The organism is Bacteroides cutis (assembly GCF_900241005.1).
GTDB classification, from domain to species: domain Bacteria; phylum Bacteroidota; class Bacteroidia; order Bacteroidales; family Bacteroidaceae; genus Bacteroides; species Bacteroides cutis.
In genome coordinates this window covers 84,445-104,057 of the sequence record NZ_OEST01000005.1, presented here as the reverse complement: position 1 = coordinate 104,057, position 19,613 = coordinate 84,445, and the positions used below count along the sequence as shown (strand labels likewise).

Here is a 19,613-nt window from a genome sequence, read left to right as displayed (position 1 = left end):
GATGTACAAAAATAGATGTTTTAAATGAAAGTACCTAATAATTTAAGATTACTTGATTACTACCGTTCCTCCTGTAGAGTGCGAAGCATATTCCGGAGCGTACGCACACTGAATAGTGGCAAGTCCTGTTTCGTATGTTCCTCCACGAGCCACACGATAGCTATATTCCAGTACATGAACACCCTTGCCAAGCCGATCGAAGAAGAAATTCGTCGCGGCATCTTCCACCTCTACATAATAACTGAAGCCACTGTTCCAACGATAACCGGAAAGAGCGCCTATCGGTTCGAAACAAGCACCCCGCTGATCTTTCAACTGAACGAAGTCCATGGCACGATCCAGACGAATGGTTAAACGGGAGACAACTTTATCGCCAATGGATAAGTGAGCACTTTCTGTAATGGGTTGCAACGACTTCTGTCCGTCGGCAGCAACACGCTCTACAAACAAAGCCTTTTCTACGTTCAGTTCTCCGCCTTGTTGTTTCACGTCGGAAACAGGTGACAAATATTGCGCATAAACGGCTCCCCAAGCAATACCAGCATCACGTTTCTCTACAGTGATGGACTTAGCTTTCAATACCGGGTTCTCTTGGGTAAAGGTTTCCTTGATATATCCCAAACCGTGAACAGTAGTTTTAGTTGGTGATACTGTTTCCAGTACTTTATTACCTAAAGTGATACGCACATCCCCCTGATTATCGAGCAAGTTACTACCTTGGCAAAGCAACGCATAAACGGCATCGGCAGTGGCTACCGGAGAGTCCCAACTTGTAGCCTGCTTCTGTTTCAGCAGCCAAAGTTTCATTTCTTCTACCAAAGTTTCGTTACCACCTACCATCATCAAAGCTTCCATCACTTCGACATGAGTAGAAACCGGCAACATCCCCCAAGCATACGGATTCGCATAAAAAGCGAAGTGCGCACCCATTTCATCGGTCTGTACCAGATGTTCCTTGATAGAAGCGATAAATTCATTGGCAGCAGCCTTGCGACCGGTCTTGAGCAGAATGATGGCAGATTGTGCCTTACGTGCCATTGTTCCGTTTTCAAGATTACGGGCTATCTTGGAAAGGAAGTATCGATAGGCCACTTCATTACGGGCTGGTACCTTTTCACCACTGATGGCGATCAAGTAAAGATAACGCATAGCGGCATCTGATATTGTCGTAATCTTGGCTCCGTTTTTCTCAGCCTTAAGAATAGTATGGTATTCATCCAAAGCTTCCTGATGCAGATAACCGAAAGCATTTTGCAATAAACCGGCGGCATCGGCAGAAAGGGCTTCTTTCGTCAGTAACGGAAGGTGTACCAGCAACTCGGTAACATAAGCAGTAATGTATCGACTGCCTGGCATTCCCTTGTACCAGCTCCATGCACCGTCTTCTCCCTGCAAATCTTTCAATTTGGTAAATGCAGCCAAATTGCGATTATTCAATTGGTTCACATCGAACAAAGTGGCTATGCGTGCCTGCTGTTCGGCTTCAGTGGCAGCTTCCATCAACCAAGGAGATTCATCAAGCAAAATATTTTTCACACTCTGGTTTTTCTGTAATTGGCTGAGGAAAGTTTCCTTTGTTCCACCTGCCAGTCTCCAACTATCGAATACGGCTTTAATGCGCGGCTGGCTATTGGCAATGAAACCTGCCAGACTGTTGGCATAGAAAGCAGTAGCCCAAGAAATAGCATTATCCGTGGTAGGCTGGCTCAATACCGGAAGGGCTTGCACGGCATACCAAGCAGGATTTCCGGTAAATTCCACCGTCAGACGGCGGTCGGTAGCCGTACGGTTATTACCGTTGAACAAACTGTCAAGGGAGAAGGTACGGGTTTCTTCGCCCCGAACAGGCATTGCCAAAGTTTCGGTTATAAATTCCTTATTGCTCAATACCGGCAACAAGTGTTGTTCACCATCACTGAACGTACCTCCATCGGCAACCATACGTACACCTAATAAATCATAACGGTCGGTCACGTCGAAGCGGAAGTCAACGGAAGTTGTCTTTCCGGCTTCTACGACAAACTTCTGTCGTTGAGTAGAAATAACCTTCTCATTTATCGGATTGAAAAATGTAAGTGTAGCTGTACCCTTCACTTCTTTATTTGCCATATTGGAGATAGTTGCGGCAATCTGTGTCTTATCGCCTACACGGACGAAGCGAGGCATATTGGGCATCAACATAAATTCTTTGGCTGTTACGGCAGTACCATCAAGCATTCCCGTCATCATATCCTTTGTATGAGAATATCCACGGAAGTTCCAACGAGTCAGGCTTTGCGGCATGGTGAAAGAGAAAGCTATCTCTCCCTGCTCGTTGGTGAGCAGTTGCGGATAGAAGAAAGCAGTCTCGGCAAAGTTGGTACGAAGTTCTGCCATAGGCTGCAAGGTTTCACCGCCTATAGGAATTAATTCCTCTTCAAAAACGACATCCTCTACTGTATCAGAAGACTCAACCGGTACATATTTCACTTCAACAGCTTGTCCGACTTCTTCGGCTGAAGCCATTGAATTACTGATACCACGTACTCTGAGAGCACCAGTCATAGACTTATTTCGAGTGACCCCATAAGCCATTACTGGAGGCTCTTGAAGCAAAGCTTCGTCATCGACGATTTGTAGCAACTCAACGACTCCATTAAAGGGAAATATGAAATAGTCGAAATGCCAAGCCGGTACTTTCCAAGCGTTCAAAGGAAAATAGAATGAGAAATAATTCGTATCATACCTGCTGGCATTACGATAGACGCCATACTGATTATCTGGATAATAAACACGTAAAAATTGATTTTGACTATAAATCTTATCCAAAGAGGCATCGTACATCGTTGCCAACATTTCTGCTGCAGCAGGTGTACCTTGCGGTGTCTTTATAACAAGTCTCCATTCCTCTTTCTGTCCGGGGCGCAAACGGTCACGGAATACTTCCCATTTCATGTCGAGCGTATGGTTGGGCTGACGTTTTTTCAAAAAGACTTGTTCACTATACATTTCTCCACCCTTCACGAAACTAAAAAGAACGGTTATCCCTTTACCATATTTCTCCTGATAGGGAATTTCCATACGGAAGATTGTATCACTCAACTGCATGGTACGGGATTCAATACGTTTTTGTTCACAGAAGATATCCATCAACATATATACATCCTTATAAGAAGTACCAATAAGGAAAGATGCCGGATACCGGGCATCAAACTCTTCATTTTCTTTAAAATAGAACAGTTCGGTAAATGCAGCCGGACGTTTATCGTTCTTTGAGAACAGCAAAAAGCCGGAACTGCCATACTCTCCATTATTTTCTTCACGTCCCAAACTGTCACAGACAGAAAGTTCCAAACGATAGTTTCCCGAAGGCAACTTACTCCAAGCAGAAAAATCTTGTTGCACATTGGCATTGAACTTACCTTCAAGTACAGGTTGTTTTATATCCTTATCCGCCTTTACATTCTTTTTGGTTTTAATCAGCACTACACCATTCACACCACGGCTTCCATAACCAACAGTCGCAGAATCGCCTTTTAAAACCGTTATAGATTCTACATCCGTAGGGTTCAGTTTACTGATGTCTCCAACGACTACATCATCTACCACATGGAGAGGGCGATTTTCTACCGGCTCTTTCATAAATCGATTTATATCCTCCACAGAATATAAATGATAAATTCCTTTAATATTCTGAGGGATATTCATTATGTTAGTTACGCCGAAGGTGAATGACAGGTTATCTTCTTTACAAATAGCCCGAGGCAAACGGACATCAAATGAGTAAGCCTTGGGACCTGCCAATAAATTATAATCGGCAGTTTGTGTTTCACCGGCCTCATCGGTCACAACCGCTTCAACAGTATAAGTATAGACATGACCGTATCTGTCGATATTTCCATCCGCCTCCTCAGCATTCAAAGTCAAAGGAATGGAGAAATTACCGTTAGCATCCAACTTTAGAGTATCTGCCAATAATGCTTTATCCGTATTATTCCAATAAAAAGGTCGCGGATTACGCCGTTTTACCGTATAAACCAACGGTACATCCTGTACCGACACTCCATTAAACGATTTGACATTCCCCTTCAATATTACTTTCTCACCTAAACGATAAGCCTCAGAAACCGGAATGAAAGTGATTTCGAATGTAGGACGTTTATATTCTTCCACTCTGAAAGAAACATTGGAGCGCAGTTCTTTAGTCTGTACAGTGAATATCCCGCTCAGGCACGCAGAAGGGAGTACAAACTCAGCTGTAAATGAACCGAAATCATTCGTGTGTACTTTCTTAGTGGCAAGTTCTTTGTGGTTGGTATCCAACAGAGCAATTTCATAGTCGGCTCCTGCCAATACGTGGGCGCTATCACTGTTTTGTTTATATGCTATACCTTTCACATATACAATTTGCCCGGGACGATAAAGCGAACGGTCAGTCAACAGGGTAACCTGTTGCCAATCAGCATCCTTATCACCAATGTATCCAGAACCCATATAGACAGACTGAGGCATCATCGCTGTATCTTTCCCCTTACGTGCTACATAACTACGGATACCATGTTGCCAAGGTACTACAGCTTTACCTCCGGCATCCGTTACCACCTCTGCCAACAGCTTACGATTTCGTTCACTGTAAGTAGAATAAAAACTCACCTTTGTATCTGCAATCGGTTGTCCGTTACGAGCATCCAGTGCAGTGATTTCCATACGACCATCGCCCAAATTCAAAGTTAGTACTTTAAAGCGGGTAGATACCAGAAACTTATCCTCTGTCCGGGTAGTCGCAACATCGGGTACTACCTGAAGTATATAAACCCCTGTTTCTTGAGGTATCATAAACTTGAAGACTGTATCTGAAGAGAGATAAGGTATATCCTCAGGCAATTTATCCTTACCCGGTAACGGTCGTAAATCAAAGTGCCTGGAAGAAAGCTTCCGGGTATATCTTTTATAAGTATCCTTGTTTATACTCTGTTCCATCTGGGGAACTTCACTCAAAGTAGTGGCGTATATATTCAAAGTAAATCCTGTCAAATTGCGATATTGCAACCTCATGTCTACAGAATCACCGGGATAACCACTCCCGTCCGTAGTCAAAGTAAGTTGAGGTTGTAACAATCCTTCGCGAATATTCTTCAACTCATTGATACGCTTATAGGTAGGATAGCGTTTCAACCCTTCATCACAGACTTTCAGTGCCTGGGCAATATGCTCCACACCCGGATTGCGCAAATAAACGGCTTTATTGATATAAGTTTCGGCACAAACCTCACGTGAACCGTATTCTCTTATCAACCCATCCAAAGCCTCAAGATATTCTTGACTAACCTTTTTCTGACTCATTCGAAAGGTTGGATAAGGTTGCTGATTAATGCCATTGGTCAACTTCCAATCCCAATAATCAAGGGAACAGAGTAATACAGCATCTTCTGAATCGACACGATGCCGATAGGCATTTATCATATTTTGATAAGTATCTCCGATACGAATCTGCATCAGAGAATCCACATTGAAACCATCCAGTTTCTGATAGGTAATAATGGCACGTCTTGCCAATAGATGATACATATCATGCTGGTAGAAACGGCTACCGTCTTCCAATGTAACAAAAGGTACATAACTTCGTGAAGAAACGTCGAGTAAATTGATAGAATCCTGCAAGGATGCACAATTGTGCTCGTCAATCTTGGCTACAAATTGAGTAATTGTCCACTCACGGATATCCGCAGGTATTTCGTTTATATCCAAAGCAATACGGTTCATCAAGACAGCACGGTTACTTTGCATATAATCGGCATACTCACGTGCCAACAGTGAATGCAAGATAGCTTTGTTCACCGGATTTTGTTCCGATTGCGCCCAAAATTCCATATTTTTCAGATTGGCGTAAAGGCTATCCGGAGTCAGTTTCTCCTGATAGGTGTCCCGGTAAATAGTAGCTTTCAGCATTTGTGGAGCATTCTTCTCCTTTTCTGCCTTTTGATAGATTTCACCCGTCAATTTTATTACGGTCTGAGGCAGGCTCTTCTTTTGAGCCTGTTCCACTTGTTTCCATAACTTGTCATACGACTGCGCATGTAATGCTGACAGCCCCAAACCTATTAATAGTAAAAACAGGGTACATTTTTTTTGAAATCTCTTCATGGTTATTCTATTGTTAAGTTTTTATTCATTCTTGAAAGCAGTGGACAATCTTCATTAAAGATATTCATTATAAGGTAAATAACAAAAATAACAAATTACTGCTTATATTGTGCTACCTTTTGAATAAAAATATAAAAAAAATGAGGGATACAATTCCAAAGAACGTATCCCCCACTCTTCTATTAAGTTAGTGTACTCAGTTTGAATAGCTATAATACTTCATAGCTTCAATCCAGTTCTCTCCCATTCTGGTGAGAACGTGTTTAAATGAATTCACAATTTTCTTTTTCATACTCTCAAAAAATTAAACTAATACCTGAAAACTAATTTTTCTCATTTATTGATGGTGTATCCCATCATCAACATTTCATTCCTTCCTACTTCGGCAAGAATGCGTCTAAATGAATTTACAATCTTTTTTTTCATTTTGTTATCCTCCTAAAATCAATCTTGTTACTCTTAAATGTAACCTATTACCTATTGTTTCTATGTTTTACAACACAAAATTAAAGTCTTTGTTCAAAATGGCAAGCACTTTCAAACAGAAAAACATGTTATACAACATATTTCTTGATGTAAATCAATTTTTCAACAATAGAAAAAGGAGCAAGATACCTTAAGACATCTTACTCCTTTTTCTATATTCCTATTTGATTAGGTATCGTTTCCGGTTATTTTTTCGGAGTCTGTTCCAATGTTGCCATCAGGAAATCATAAAACTTCGGTACAGACGGAATATACGCACGTTCGTCGGGTGAATGGGGCGAACGCAAGGTAGGACCAAAAGAGATCATATCAAGTCCCGGACAGTTGACACCGATAATGCCACATTCCAAACCTGCATGTATCACTTTCACTGCAGGTTCTACTCCAAATTGCTGTTTGTAGGAAAGCTTCATGCTTAATAAGAATAATATAATAATATAGGATTCATATCTTCCGAAAAGTTCAATTGTACTTTGGAAGACGGAGAAAGATAACCTTCTTCAAAGTATTCTTTTAATATTGGCATTTCATACGAATTCAAAAAATAATAGTCTCCTTTAAAATCTGAACTTCCCCAACGTTGTTGTAACAAAATATTATTCTCCTTATTGAACAATAAGTCATTCAATAAAAAATTGATTTTTCTAATGTTTGTTTGATTATGATTGGCAAGTAAGGTGTACATGACGTTACCTTGCATGTAGCGTATGTGAAATAAATTAGAACGAATGATACAACAATTCATGTTGTAAATCTTATCAGCAGCAATAAGTTCTTGAAATCCGGCCTTTTCAATCTGCTGTATTGTTTGTCGATTAATCAAATTTTTGCTTTTAATGGAAAAAACTGGAGAAATTTGATCCTTTTTTACTTCAAAAATAACATTAGAAAATAGAGGGATAAAATAAAATCCATTATGGTCGGCCGGATAAAAAGGAGATGTACCACTAAATTGATTCCATCCTAAATTCCACTTTTCACTATCTAAAAAGAAATCTTCCCTATACTGCTCAGACAAGTCTATCTTTCTGAGTAAGTATTTTTTTCCTCCTTGTTTTTTAGCATATAAATCTGTAAATAAGCATTGACTGTTATATTGCAAATGGCGGCTTATATAATTTTCATTATTCAATCTGGTAGATCCTATAAAATTTCCCGTTAAAAGATTGTAAGTATAGATAGCTTGAGCTCGAAATTCTAATGCATATATATATCCTCGGTCATAGTCGATAGTAAAATCTGAAATATCTGTATATTCTCCAAGCCCTCCGCCTTTATTCCCTATTTTTCGCAAAAAAAGACCCTCATTATTGAACATATATAACTGTTGCGTCTTATCCAGTACGTAAATGAAGTTATTGGATACTTGCATTTTAACTATATCAGAGAGTACTATTTCCGAATTATCTAACGGAATAACTTTGACTGACTTATAAATAGCTGACAACCACGTTTTTTCCTCTGAAACGATAGTGTCTATATCTAACGTATTATTGTCTATGTAATATTCTTCTTTTGCACCACACGAGCACAAAAGAAGTAATATTAATAGAAAGAATGTATAAGATTTCATAATATTTTAAAAACAAGTACCTATGGAATTAAAAACTTCTGTTCCAGTCAACTCTCTATCACAATTATAATAATTTACTTCTTGTCGTGGACTGCAAGATGTCCCTCTTCCATTGTCACATCCATATGTATGAACAAAACTACCAACTAACGATAAATTACCACATTGCTCCATAGCACCTGTGGTACATCCCAAATAAATAGTACAATCGTACTCTTCAAATTCATAATCTGCTAAAGCTTCAATATTAGCTTCTATTAAACCGGGGATTTTATTACTCTGATGAGATATATAAATCCCATACCCTGCTATTAAAACAATAATAGTTATCCATAAAAATTTTCCATGTAGTGATTTCATATGTTCAGTATTATTTTTATATAAAAATAATTTATTCTCTTTAATATCACAAACAATAGTCAGTATTATTATTTATTAACACAACACATTTTCAAAGGTTACATTAATATTTTTTCATACAATTATCTACTGAATATTTCAAAAGAAATAATATTGGCGTAGAAAAAACAGAAAGAGCTTACTACAATCTCAAAAAATGTAGTAAGCCCTGTTAAGATAGTGTCAATTCTTTATTCTTATATAATGATATTACTTTTCAGGAGTCTGTTCCAATGTTGCCACCAGGAAATCATAAAACTTCGGTACAGACGGAATATACGCACGTTCGTCGGGTGAATGGGGCGAACGCAAGGTAGGACCAAAAGAGATCATATCAAGTCCCGGACAGTTGGCACCGATAATGCCACATTCCAAACCTGCATGTATCACTTTCACTGCAGGTTCTACTCCAAATTGCTGTTTGTAGGAAAGCTTCATGGCGTGAAGAATTGGAGAATCGACATTAGGCTGCCAACCGGAGTAAGCACCGCTCAACTCAATCTTCATACCTGCCATAGAGAAACAAGCCGTCAGGCTGTCACTCAGGAAGTCTTTCATTGTATCGCAAGAACTACGCGCTAGAATACGAACATCGGCCTTACCATCACCAATAATTACAATGGCCAAGTTGGAAGATGTTTCTACTGTATCAGGTACAGTAGGAATCATGCGCATCACACCATTCTGACAAGCCATCAATGCATTAATCAGATTATCCTGAATTTCTTCGGGAACAACGGCAAGCGGTAAGCTAACCGTTTCCATTGTCAACGTAATACCACTTTCAATTGGAGTATATTCTTCATTGAGTTGTCTTTCATATTCCTTGATGTAGTCTTCCAATCCTTCGATATCCTCAGGATTAAATACTAATATGGCATGCGCCTCACGAGGAATGGCATTACGCATATTACCACCTTCGAAACTTGACAACTGGCAGTCAAATTCAATCAGCAAATCGTGAACAATACGTGCCAGCAACTTATTGGCATTGCCACGCCCTTGGTTGATTTCTAGACCAGAATGCCCACCACGTAAGCCTTTCAGGGTTAATTTCCGGGCTACAAGATCGGCTGCAGGAACCTCTTCCTTATATTCCATAGTGGCAGTGATATCAATTCCGCCGGCACAACCGATATAAAGTTCGCCTTCATCTTCCGAGTCAAGATTCAGCAAGATTTCTCCTCCCAACGTACCCGGTTTCAAACCAAATGCACCATACATACCAGTTTCTTCGTCTTTGGTAATCAATGCTTCAAGCGGACCATGTTTCAAGTCATCGGCTTCGAGCACTGCCATAATAGCAGCTACACCCAAGCCATCATCAGCTCCTAACGTAGTACCTTTAGCTTTCACCCAGTCACCGTCAATGTAGGTTTCAATGGGGTCTTTAGTAAAATCGTGGACGGTATCGTTGTTCTTTTGAGGCACCATATCCATGTGCGCCTGAAGTATGACGCCTTTGCGGTTTTCCATACCCGGAGTGGCAGGCTTACGAATAATGACATTACCGACTTCATCGACAAAAGATTCCAAGCCTAACCTCTTACCGAAATTAACAAGAAACTCGGTTATCTTTTCCATGTGTCCTGACGGACGGGGAATGCGGGTCAATGAATAAAAATGCTTCCACACATTCTGTGGAGCTAGCTGTAAGATTGTACTCATAATTCTAAAAAGTTAGTTTTCGCAAATATAACAGTTATTTTTCCAATCACGGCACTATACGCTGCATTTTTACCCCTCCTTACCCGACAATTGTCATAAAAGAGCTATAGAGATATCAACAAGAATATTCCAAAGTAGTTTATTTCGGACGGTTCAGCAACGAGAGATGCATCCAACCATAAATACCAAGAATAATAACCAATAACGTCTGAATACCATGTACAATCAATGCAAAAACTCCTGCATCCGTAGCATCTACACCATAGAGCATCATCATGGTGATGACGGCAAAATGCCAAGGACCAGCACCATTGGGAGTAGGAACAATCACCGCAAACGTTCCGCCTACAAACATTACTAGAGCAGCCCAAAAACTAAGGTGTGCCGTGAATTCAAAGCAATAGAAAGTGATATAGAAATGATAGAAATAACAACCCCATATTAATAAGGTATAAAGAAGAAAAAGAGGTATGTTCTTTACATTACGAAGCGACATTACTCCTTCCCACACATTCAGTACCACCCCTTTTACTTTTTCAAAAAAAGAAAGCATACGCAAGAGAAAATAAAGAAGTACCAACACACCTATAATGGAAAAGAGAACGACATAAAACCAGGGCGAAGTAACCAGGTGCATCAGAGAAGGGATTTTGGTTCCCGTCTCCTCAAAAAAACGAAAAAACACAGGCATCTGTATCAGAAAAGTGACACCTGTTATCAACAGAATACACAGTGTGTCAACCAACCGCTCCGTCACTACGGTCCCCAAAGATTTGGCAAAAGAAACATTATCATACTTGGCAAGTACGCCACAACGAGAAACTTCTCCTACACGTGGCAATATCAGATTGGTGGCATAGGAAAGGAAAATGGCATCTACGCAATCGCTCGTTTGAGGATAGGCATTCAACGGTTCCAAAGTCTGTTTCCAACGCCAACCGCGAAAAACATGACTCATCACTCCAAAAAACAATGAAAACAACATCCATCCCCAGTTTGTACCATGTAAAAGTACTTCTTTGGCATGTTCAAAGTCGAAATCACGATATATCCAGTAAAGGATAAAACCGCCCAAAAGAATGGGTAAAACGATTTTCAATGTCTTTTTTAGCAGTTTATTCATGCTACTTTCCTAAATTCTTCATTCTTCATTCTTCATTCTTCATCGAAAAGAATTACCTTTGCCATAAATAACGAGGATAGTCTACACTACAGTATAAAAAATAAGATCGCTTATTTTTCTTCTGCATCTGGTTTGTACTATCTTTGCGCTACAAAAGTAACGATTTACTTGATACATGAGATTAGTAAAGCCTAAAAAGTTTCTTGGCCAGCATTTCCTGAAAGACCTCAAAGTAGCACAGGACATAGCCGATACGGTAGATGCTTGCCCCGAGCTTCCAATCCTGGAAGTAGGTCCGGGTATGGGGGTATTGACACAATTTCTTTTACCTAAAGAACGCCAGGTGAAAGTGGTGGAAGTCGATTATGAGTCGGTGGCTTATCTGCGGGAAGCTTATCCACAACTAGAGGAAAACATCATCGAAGATGATTTTCTCAAGATGAATCTACATCGGTTGTTCGACGATCAGCCTTTCGTACTGACAGGGAACTATCCTTATAATATTTCCAGCCAGATATTTTTCAAGATGCTGGAAAACAAAGAACTGATACCATGTTGTACAGGTATGATACAGAAAGAGGTGGCCGAACGAATTGCTGCCGCCCCGGGAAGTAAGACTTACGGTATTCTGAGTGTATTGATACAGGCATGGTACGATGTGGAATATTTGTTCACCGTACACGAACATGTGTTTAATCCGCCTCCTAAAGTAAAAAGTGCCGTTATCCGCATGACACGTAACGACAAACTGCAGTTGGGATGTAACGAAAGGTTGTTCAAGCAAGTGGTAAAAACGACTTTTAATCAACGGCGTAAGACGTTACGGAATTCTATAAAGCCGATACTCGGCAAAGATTGTCCGCTCACAGAAGATATTATTTTTAATAAACGCCCCGAACAATTGTCGGTGCAAGAGTTTGTGGAATTGACCAACAAAGTGGAAGAAGCGTTGAGAGAGACAAATGAAAAACCGATAAATGATAATTAAAGAGTGATAATATAGTAGAATAATAGCGTAACTCTACAACCGTTTTTCTAGTATGAAGAAGCATATCTCTATCACCTTATCATCCTAACACTTTATCACTTTTTATTATGGAAATAGACGAAGAATATATTGACAAAGTCAAAAGTTTTATTGAGCAAAAAGACGTAGAGAACGTCAAAACGCTCTTAATAGATCTCCATCCGGCAGATATTGCAGAATTATGTAATGACCTTGCCCCGGAGGAGGCACGCTTCGTTTATCGTCTTTTGGACAATGAAACGGCTGCAGACGTATTGGTAGAAATGGACGAAGATGTCCGGAAAGAATTCCTGGAACTCCTTCCCTCGGAAACAATTGCCAAACGATTTGTGGACTATATGGATACGGATGACGCCGTAGACCTGATGCGTGAGTTGGATGAAGACAAGCAGGAAGAAATCCTCTCGCATATTGAAGACATAGAACAGGCAGGTGACATCGTAGATCTGCTGAAATACGATGAAGACACTGCCGGTGGTTTGATGGGTACGGAAATGGTAACCGTCAACGAGAATTGGAGTATGCCGGAGTGCTTGAAAGAAATGCGTCAGCAAGCTGAAAAACTGGATGAAATTTATTATGTTTATGTCATCGACGATGAAGACCGCCTGCAAGGCGTGTTCCCACTGAAGAAGATGATCACCTCTCCCTCTGTCTCCAAGGTAAAACATGTGATGCGAAAAGACCCTATTTCTGTACATGTGGATACTCCCATTGATGAGGTAGCACAAACTATTGAAAAATACGACTTAGTAGCAGTTCCCGTAATCGACAGTATTGGTCGGTTAGTAGGTCAAATTACTGTAGACGATGTCATGGATGAAATTCGTGAGCAATCGGAACGTGACTACCAGTTGGCATCCGGTTTGTCACAAGACGTAGAAACGGATGATAATGTAATGCGACAGACATCCGCCCGCCTTCCCTGGTTGCTTATCGGTATGTTAGGAGGGATCGGTAACTCCATGATATTAGGTAATTTTGACGCGACGTTTGCCACACATCCCGAAATGGCTTTATACATTCCGCTTATCGGTGGTACAGGTGGAAACGTCGGAACTCAATCTTCTGCTATTGTAGTACAAGGACTTGCTAACAGTTCACTGGATGCTAAAGATACTTTCAAGCAAATAGCTAAAGAATCCGTTGTGGCACTTATTAATGCCACCATTATTTCACTTTTGGTATATATATACAATTTTATCCGGTTCGGTGCCACGGCTACAGTCACTTACTCAGTGTCAATCAGCCTGTTTGCCGTTGTAATGTTCGCCTCTATTTTCGGTACTCTGGTACCTATGACATTAGAGAAATTAAAAGTAGATCCCGCTATCGCAACAGGACCATTTATCTCTATCACAAACGACATCATAGGCATGATGATGTATATGGGGATTACCGTATTATTGGCATAAAACAGTCAAAACAAAAAAAACATAGAAAAAAAATATGAAGTAATCATTTTATTTCATTAATTTGTAATCTAATGTAACCCTGACGGGCATATCCCGTTGCTAAAAAAGTAAATACAAATGACGGACACTCATGACACTAATCTCCCCGAAAAGCCGGTGGAATTAGAAGAAGAAAAAAAAACAGTAGAGGTTTCTGAACCGGCAACAACAGAAACTCCCGCTGAAGAAGCCTTGACCATTGAAAAGCCGGCTGAATCGCTTCAAAAAATTACCAAAGAAGAAATCCTCGCCAAACTCAAGGGAGTTATTACCAATGTGGAGAATGCTGCAAAATCGGAAATAGATGGTTTGAAACAGGCTTTCTATAAGCTACATAATGCAGAGCAGGAAGTAGCTAAAAAACAATTCATTGAAAATGGAGGAGTTGCAGAAGACTTTATTCCGCAAGCCGATGCTTTGGAAGAAGAATTCAAAAACATCATGTCCGTCATTAAAGAAAAAAGAAGTGCATTAACTGCTGAATTAGAAAAACAGAAAGAGCTTAATCTGCAAATTAAGCTTTCTATCATCGAGGAACTGAAAGAGTTGGTAGAATCTCCTGAAGATGCTAATAAGAACTATACGGAATTTAAAAAATTGCAACAGCAATGGAATGAAGTAAAACTTATCCCTCAAGCTAAAATAAATGAACTTTGGAAAAATTATCAGCTATATGTCGAGAAGTTCTACGACCTACTGAAGTTAAACAATGAGTTCCGCGAATATGACTTTAAAAAAAATCTGGAAATTAAGACACATCTCTGTGAGGCTGCCGAGAAATTGGCAGACGAACCAGATGTAGTATCCGCTTTCCACCAATTACAGAAGTTACATCAGGAATTCCGTGATACGGGTCCTGTAGCCAAAGAACTGCGTGACGAAATATGGGTACGTTTCAAGACTGCATCTACCACTGTAAACCGTCATCATCAGCAACATTTTGAATCACTGAAAGAAACGGAACAGAATAATCTCGACCAAAAGACTGTAATCTGCGAAATTATTGAGGCAATTGACTACAACGAATTGACCAATTTCGCTACCTGGGAAACCAAAACTCAGGAAATCATCGCCCTACAGAATAAATGGAAGACTATCGGTTTTGCACCGCAAAAGATGAATGTGAAGATTTTCGAACGTTTCCGTAAGGCATGTGATGAGTTCTTCCGTAAAAAAGGCGAATTCTTCAAAACTCTGAAAGAGGGTATGAATGAAAATCTGGATAAGAAACGTACTTTGTGTGAAAAAGCAGAAGCATTAAAAGAGAGTACTGATTGGAAAGCCACCGCCGATGAACTGACCAAATTGCAAAAAGAATGGAAAACGATCGGGCCTGTTTCCAAGAAATATTCGGATGCCGTTTGGAAACGTTTTATCTCTGCTTGCGACTATTTCTTTGAGCAAAAGAACAAAGCTACTTCTTCCCAGCGTTCTGTTGAACAAGAAAATCTGGACAAAAAGAAAGCCATCATCGAAAAGTTGAATACCATCGATGAGAATATGGACGTAGAAGAGGCCACACAATTGGTGCGCAGCCTGATGAAAGAGTGGAATAACATAGGCCATGTACCGTTTAAAGAGAAAGACAAAATTTACAAGCAATATCATAACCTGATAGATAAACAGTTTGATCGTTTTAATATCAATGCTTCCAATAAGAAGTTGAGCAATTTCAAATCATCTATCAGTAATATTCAGGAAGGTAGCCCGCAAGCTCTTTATCGTGAACGAGAGAAACTGGTTCGTAGCTGTGAGAACATGAAGAATGAACTGCAAACCTATGAAAATAATCTCGGTTTTCTAACAGCATCTTCCAAAAAAGGAAATAACTTGTTGACCGAACTAAACCGTAAGGCAGAGAAACTAAAAGGAGACATTGAGTTAGTAAAACAGAAAATCAAAGTAATTGACAATTCAATCAAAGAGGCTGAATAACTTCTAAACAAAATCTAAGAGGTTATGCCAAAAGAATAGGATACTTTTGACATAACCTCTTTTTCATCTAACCATATAATACTGAATAATGAAAAGAATTCTAACTTTAAGTTTGTTTTTACTTGCAGTGAACGGACTTACACGAGCGCAAGAAATCACTTTCTCGGAAACAAAAGTAGAATGGGGTACTGTACAAGAAAAGAATGGCGATATCAGTCACGATTTCCAGTTTATGAATACCGGTGACAAGCCATTACTCATCAAAAACGTTATCACCAGTTGTGGATGTACTTCGGCTGAATGGTCCAAAGAAGCCTATCAGCCGGGAGAGAAAGGAAGTATCCGTTTGATTTATCATCCCCAGGGAAGAACAGAAACCGACATCAACCTAGTTGCGGAAGTATACAGTAACCGTGCATCAAAAGGGACTGTCAATTTGGAGATAACAGGTCATGTGACACATGAAGCACCGGTTCATTCATCTTATTTTAATCCGGCAAACGGAAGAAAGAGTGATATCTACATTTCTGTCCCTCAAGATGAATATGAGCGTATTCTTGAATGTATCCGTACAGAAATATACGAAAAAGCTACCCCGGCAAAAACAGATGCCTCCACTGAAAAGTTGTTACGTTCAATGACAGCGGAAGGTAAATGGAACGATTTGGACTATGCTTGCTATTTTCGTACAAATTGGGAACCGGTAGAGCATCTAAAACGCCTGGTTACCATTGCTACATCTTATACCGACAAGCGTTCTGCTTACTATGGTAATAAGGTGTTGTTCGATGCCATCAATACAGCCCTAAAATATTGGATAAAGCAAGATCCTATTTGTCACAACTGGTGGTATAATCAAATCTCTGTGCCACAAACGCAGGCTTCTTTACTCGCCCTGATGGCCACCGGACAACAGAAATTGGCACCAGAAATCTACGAACCGATTTATAAGACAATGAGTGAACGGAGCGATCCACGTAAATGGACGGGAGCCAACAAAATGGACATCGCCATTCATCATCTGGTGAGAGGATGTTTACAGAAAAACGACAGTATTGTAAGTGTGAATGCCGATGAAATATTCTATCCGGTACAAATAGTTAAGGCAGAAGGAATACAAAAGGATATGTCTTATCATCAACATGGTTCTCAACTTTACATCGGAGGCTATGGAACAGTCTTCGTCGATAATATTGTACGTATGGGTAACATTCTGCTCGGTACAAAATTTGCCATGAATGACAATAAACTTAAATTATTCTCTGACTTTACACGTAACACCTATCTTAACGTGTTTCGTGGAAGGCATCTGGATTTCAGTGTAACCGGAAGAGGTGTCAGCCGTACGGGTATCTTGGACTACGGAGATTGCGCCTCGTTATTTCGAAATCTGCAATCCCTCGACCCGGACCATACCGATGAATACGCTGCTATCGCTCATCGTTTTCTCACTCAAGATGCATCATACAAGCGTTCGGATCGTAATGTGATGTATTACTGTTCAGACTACATGTTGCATAATCGCAAAAATTATGATATTTCCATTCGTACCGCTTCTACTCGTACCAACAAGACTGAAAGTGGAAACGGTGAGAATTTGTACGGAACTTACATGAGTGACGGAGCTACCAATATCCGTGTTCATGGAAATGAATATACTGACATATTTCCTGTATGGGAGTGGGATAAAATACCCGGAACTACAGTACCCGCCGGTGAAAAGCGTAATCCTGCCGACTGGGGGACTAAAGGTACATGTACTTTTACGGGAGGAGTATCTGACGGAAAACATGGAGTCATGACTTTCGATATGAATGATTATGGAGTAAAAGCACGCAAATCCTGGTTCTTATTCGATAACGAAATAGTATGCTTGGGAGCGGGTATCACATCAAATGTATCAGAAAACATTGTTACTACAATCAACCAATGCCATTTGAACGGAGAAGTTTGGATCAATACCGGTAAGACCAGTCAAATGATAAAAAGAGGAGAATTTACATATCAAACAGCTCCTCAATGGATATGGCACGACAATGTTGCTTATTACTTTCCGCAAGCAGAAAATATGAAACTGAAATTAGGAGATCAGAAAGGTAATTGGGCTAAAATCAACTTTAATTATTCAGCAGCAGAAGTCAGTATGCCTGTATTCAACCTCACTATCAATCATGGAAAATCTCCACAAGGTGCATCTTATGCCTATATCATCGTTCCTGGAGTAAACAATACAACAGATTTGAAAAGCAAACCGGAAGTAAAAATTGAACGAAATGATGCAGATATACAGGCTGTAAGCAATGAGAAGCTAGGTTTGATACAGATTGTGTTCTTTAAACCAGGAATGTTTGACAATGGCAAGACTAAAGTAAAAGCAGTGAAACCATGTGTCGTTCAAATTCAAAAGAAGAACGGTAAAGTAGTAGATATACAGATTGCAGATCCTAAAAATCAAGAAACTCTAAAAATAGGAACTGATGTAACAGTTCTATAGCAAATTTTCAAAACCCACATAATTATTAAAGATCAGGCATGAATTGCACTGCTAGTGTACAGAAAATCAATAGCACTTGTGCGATTCATGCCTGAAAAATATCAAAACCCTCCTCTTAATGATGGAATAAACGGATACCCGTGAATGTCATCGCTATACCATATTTATCACAAGTCGCAATAACATGGTCATCACGAACCGAGCCACCTGCCTGAGCGATATATTCCACCCCACTCTTATGGGCACGTTCTATGTTGTCACCAAACGGGAAGAACGCATCTGAACCTAAAGACACCCCTTTCAATGTATCCAGCCATGCACGTTTCTCTTCGCGAGTCAATACTTCCGGCTTTTCGGTAAAGAATTGTTGCCAAACTCCATCAGCAAGTACATCTTCATGGTCGGCACTAATATAAATATCAATGGTATTATCACGATCGGCACGACGTATATTCTCCATCCAAGGTAAGTTCAACACTTTAGGATGTTGGCGCAAATACCAAATATCCGCTTTATTTCCTGCTAAACGGGTACAATGGATACGACTCTGTTGTCCAGCACCAATACCGATAGCCTGTCCATCCTTTACATAGCATACTGAATTGGACTGCGTATACTTCAAAGTAATCAGTGCAATCATCAAATCAGACTTTGCCGTATCAGGAAAATTTTTGTTTTGAGTAGGAATATTTGCAAACAAATCATCACCATTCAGCTTGATTTCATTCCGACCTTGTTCAAAAGTAATACCAAACACATCCTTACGTTCTACCGGCGCCGGTTTATAATCAGAATTAATCTTGATTACATTATAAGTACCCTTACGTTTGTTTTTCAATATCTCAAGAGCCTCCTCAGTATATCCCGGGGCAATGACACCATCCGATACTTCCCGATTGATGAAACGAGCAGTTGCCTCATCACAGATATCACTCAGAGCTATAAAATCACCATAAGATGACATACGATCGGCGCCACGAGCACGCACGTATGCATTGGCAAGCGGAGATAGAGGTAAACCGTCCACAAAATAAATCTTCTTCATTGTTTCATTCAATTCCAAGCCGATAGCTGCACCCGCAGGACTTACATGTTTAAATGAAGTAGCTGCCGGCATACCGGTTGCCTCTTTCAATTCTTTTACCAACTGCCATCCGTTCAAAGCATCCAAAAAATTGATATATCCCGGACGTCCATTCAATACTTCAATAGGTAATTCTCCCTCCTGCATAAAGATGCGGGCCGGCTTCTGATTAGGATTACAACCGTACTTGAGTGATAGTTCTTTCGTCATAATTTTTATAGTTTGAGTTGAATTGCAACAAAATTAC

Annotated in this window: 10 protein-coding genes and 1 pseudogene; 4 read left to right on the top strand and 7 right to left on the bottom strand. The window is 40.0% G+C overall.

What is annotated here, in order from left to right:
- Positions 1 to 48: 48 nt before the first annotated feature.
- The 6 genes and pseudogenes from C1A09_RS16370 to C1A09_RS11780 form a co-directional block, all read right to left on the bottom strand.
- Entirely contained in the window at positions 49 to 6,123 is a 6,075-nt protein-coding gene (locus tag C1A09_RS16370) for an alpha-2-macroglobulin family protein (protein WP_158557814.1), read from the bottom strand.
- Positions 6,124 to 6,794: 671 nt separating this feature from the next.
- A pseudogene (locus C1A09_RS11800) lies at positions 6,795 to 7,031 on the bottom strand (cytosol nonspecific dipeptidase); the annotation flags it as partial.
- The gene (locus tag C1A09_RS11795; RefSeq protein ID WP_101544437.1) at positions 7,025 to 8,182 is read right to left on the bottom strand and encodes a DUF4934 domain-containing protein; all 1,158 of its coding nucleotides are present in this window, start codon (positions 8,180 to 8,182) and stop codon (positions 7,025 to 7,027) included. The pseudogene C1A09_RS11800 and the gene C1A09_RS11795, both read right to left, overlap by 7 nt.
- Before the next feature lie 6 nt (positions 8,183 to 8,188).
- Entirely contained in the window at positions 8,189 to 8,542 is a 354-nt protein-coding gene (locus tag C1A09_RS11790) for an NVEALA domain-containing protein (protein WP_101544435.1), read from the bottom strand.
- A 249-nt stretch (positions 8,543 to 8,791) separates the two neighbouring features.
- Entirely contained in the window at positions 8,792 to 10,249 is a 1,458-nt protein-coding gene (locus C1A09_RS11785) for an aminoacyl-histidine dipeptidase (protein WP_101544432.1), read from the bottom strand.
- Between the two features lie 139 nt (positions 10,250 to 10,388).
- Positions 10,389 to 11,372: a lysylphosphatidylglycerol synthase transmembrane domain-containing protein gene (locus C1A09_RS11780; RefSeq protein ID WP_101544429.1), complete on the bottom strand. Its 984-nt coding sequence runs from the start codon at positions 11,370 to 11,372 to the stop codon at positions 10,389 to 10,391.
- Between the two features lie 175 nt (positions 11,373 to 11,547).
- Here C1A09_RS11780 and rsmA point away from each other — a divergent pair, with 175 nt between their 5' ends.
- The 4 genes from rsmA (at position 11,548) to C1A09_RS11760 (ending at position 18,282) form a co-directional block, all read left to right on the top strand.
- Positions 11,548 to 12,360, top strand: coding sequence for a 16S rRNA (adenine(1518)-N(6)/adenine(1519)-N(6))-dimethyltransferase RsmA (gene rsmA, locus C1A09_RS11775; protein ID WP_101544426.1), 813 nt, complete (start codon positions 11,548 to 11,550; stop codon positions 12,358 to 12,360).
- A 107-nt stretch (positions 12,361 to 12,467) separates the two neighbouring features.
- Positions 12,468 to 13,814 (top strand): magnesium transporter, encoded by a 1,347-nt coding sequence (gene mgtE, locus C1A09_RS11770; protein WP_370448199.1) that lies wholly within the window; start codon positions 12,468 to 12,470, stop codon positions 13,812 to 13,814.
- A gap of 117 nt (positions 13,815 to 13,931) precedes the next feature.
- Positions 13,932 to 15,788 carry a DUF349 domain-containing protein gene (locus C1A09_RS11765; RefSeq protein ID WP_101544424.1) on the top strand — a complete coding sequence of 619 codons (1,857 nt, stop codon included), beginning with the start codon at positions 13,932 to 13,934 and terminating at the stop codon, positions 15,786 to 15,788.
- 88 nt (positions 15,789 to 15,876) lie between these two features.
- On the top strand, positions 15,877 to 18,282 hold the full coding sequence (locus C1A09_RS11760) for a polysaccharide lyase family 8 super-sandwich domain-containing protein (RefSeq protein WP_101544421.1): 2,406 nt from the start codon (positions 15,877 to 15,879) through the stop codon (positions 18,280 to 18,282).
- A 115-nt stretch (positions 18,283 to 18,397) separates the two neighbouring features.
- Here the strand turns inward: C1A09_RS11760 and C1A09_RS11755 are convergent, their stop codons facing one another.
- Positions 18,398 to 19,576 (bottom strand): phosphoribosylaminoimidazolecarboxamide formyltransferase, encoded by a 1,179-nt coding sequence (locus tag C1A09_RS11755; protein WP_101544419.1) that lies wholly within the window; start codon positions 19,574 to 19,576, stop codon positions 18,398 to 18,400.
- Positions 19,577 to 19,613: the final 37 nt, after the last annotated feature.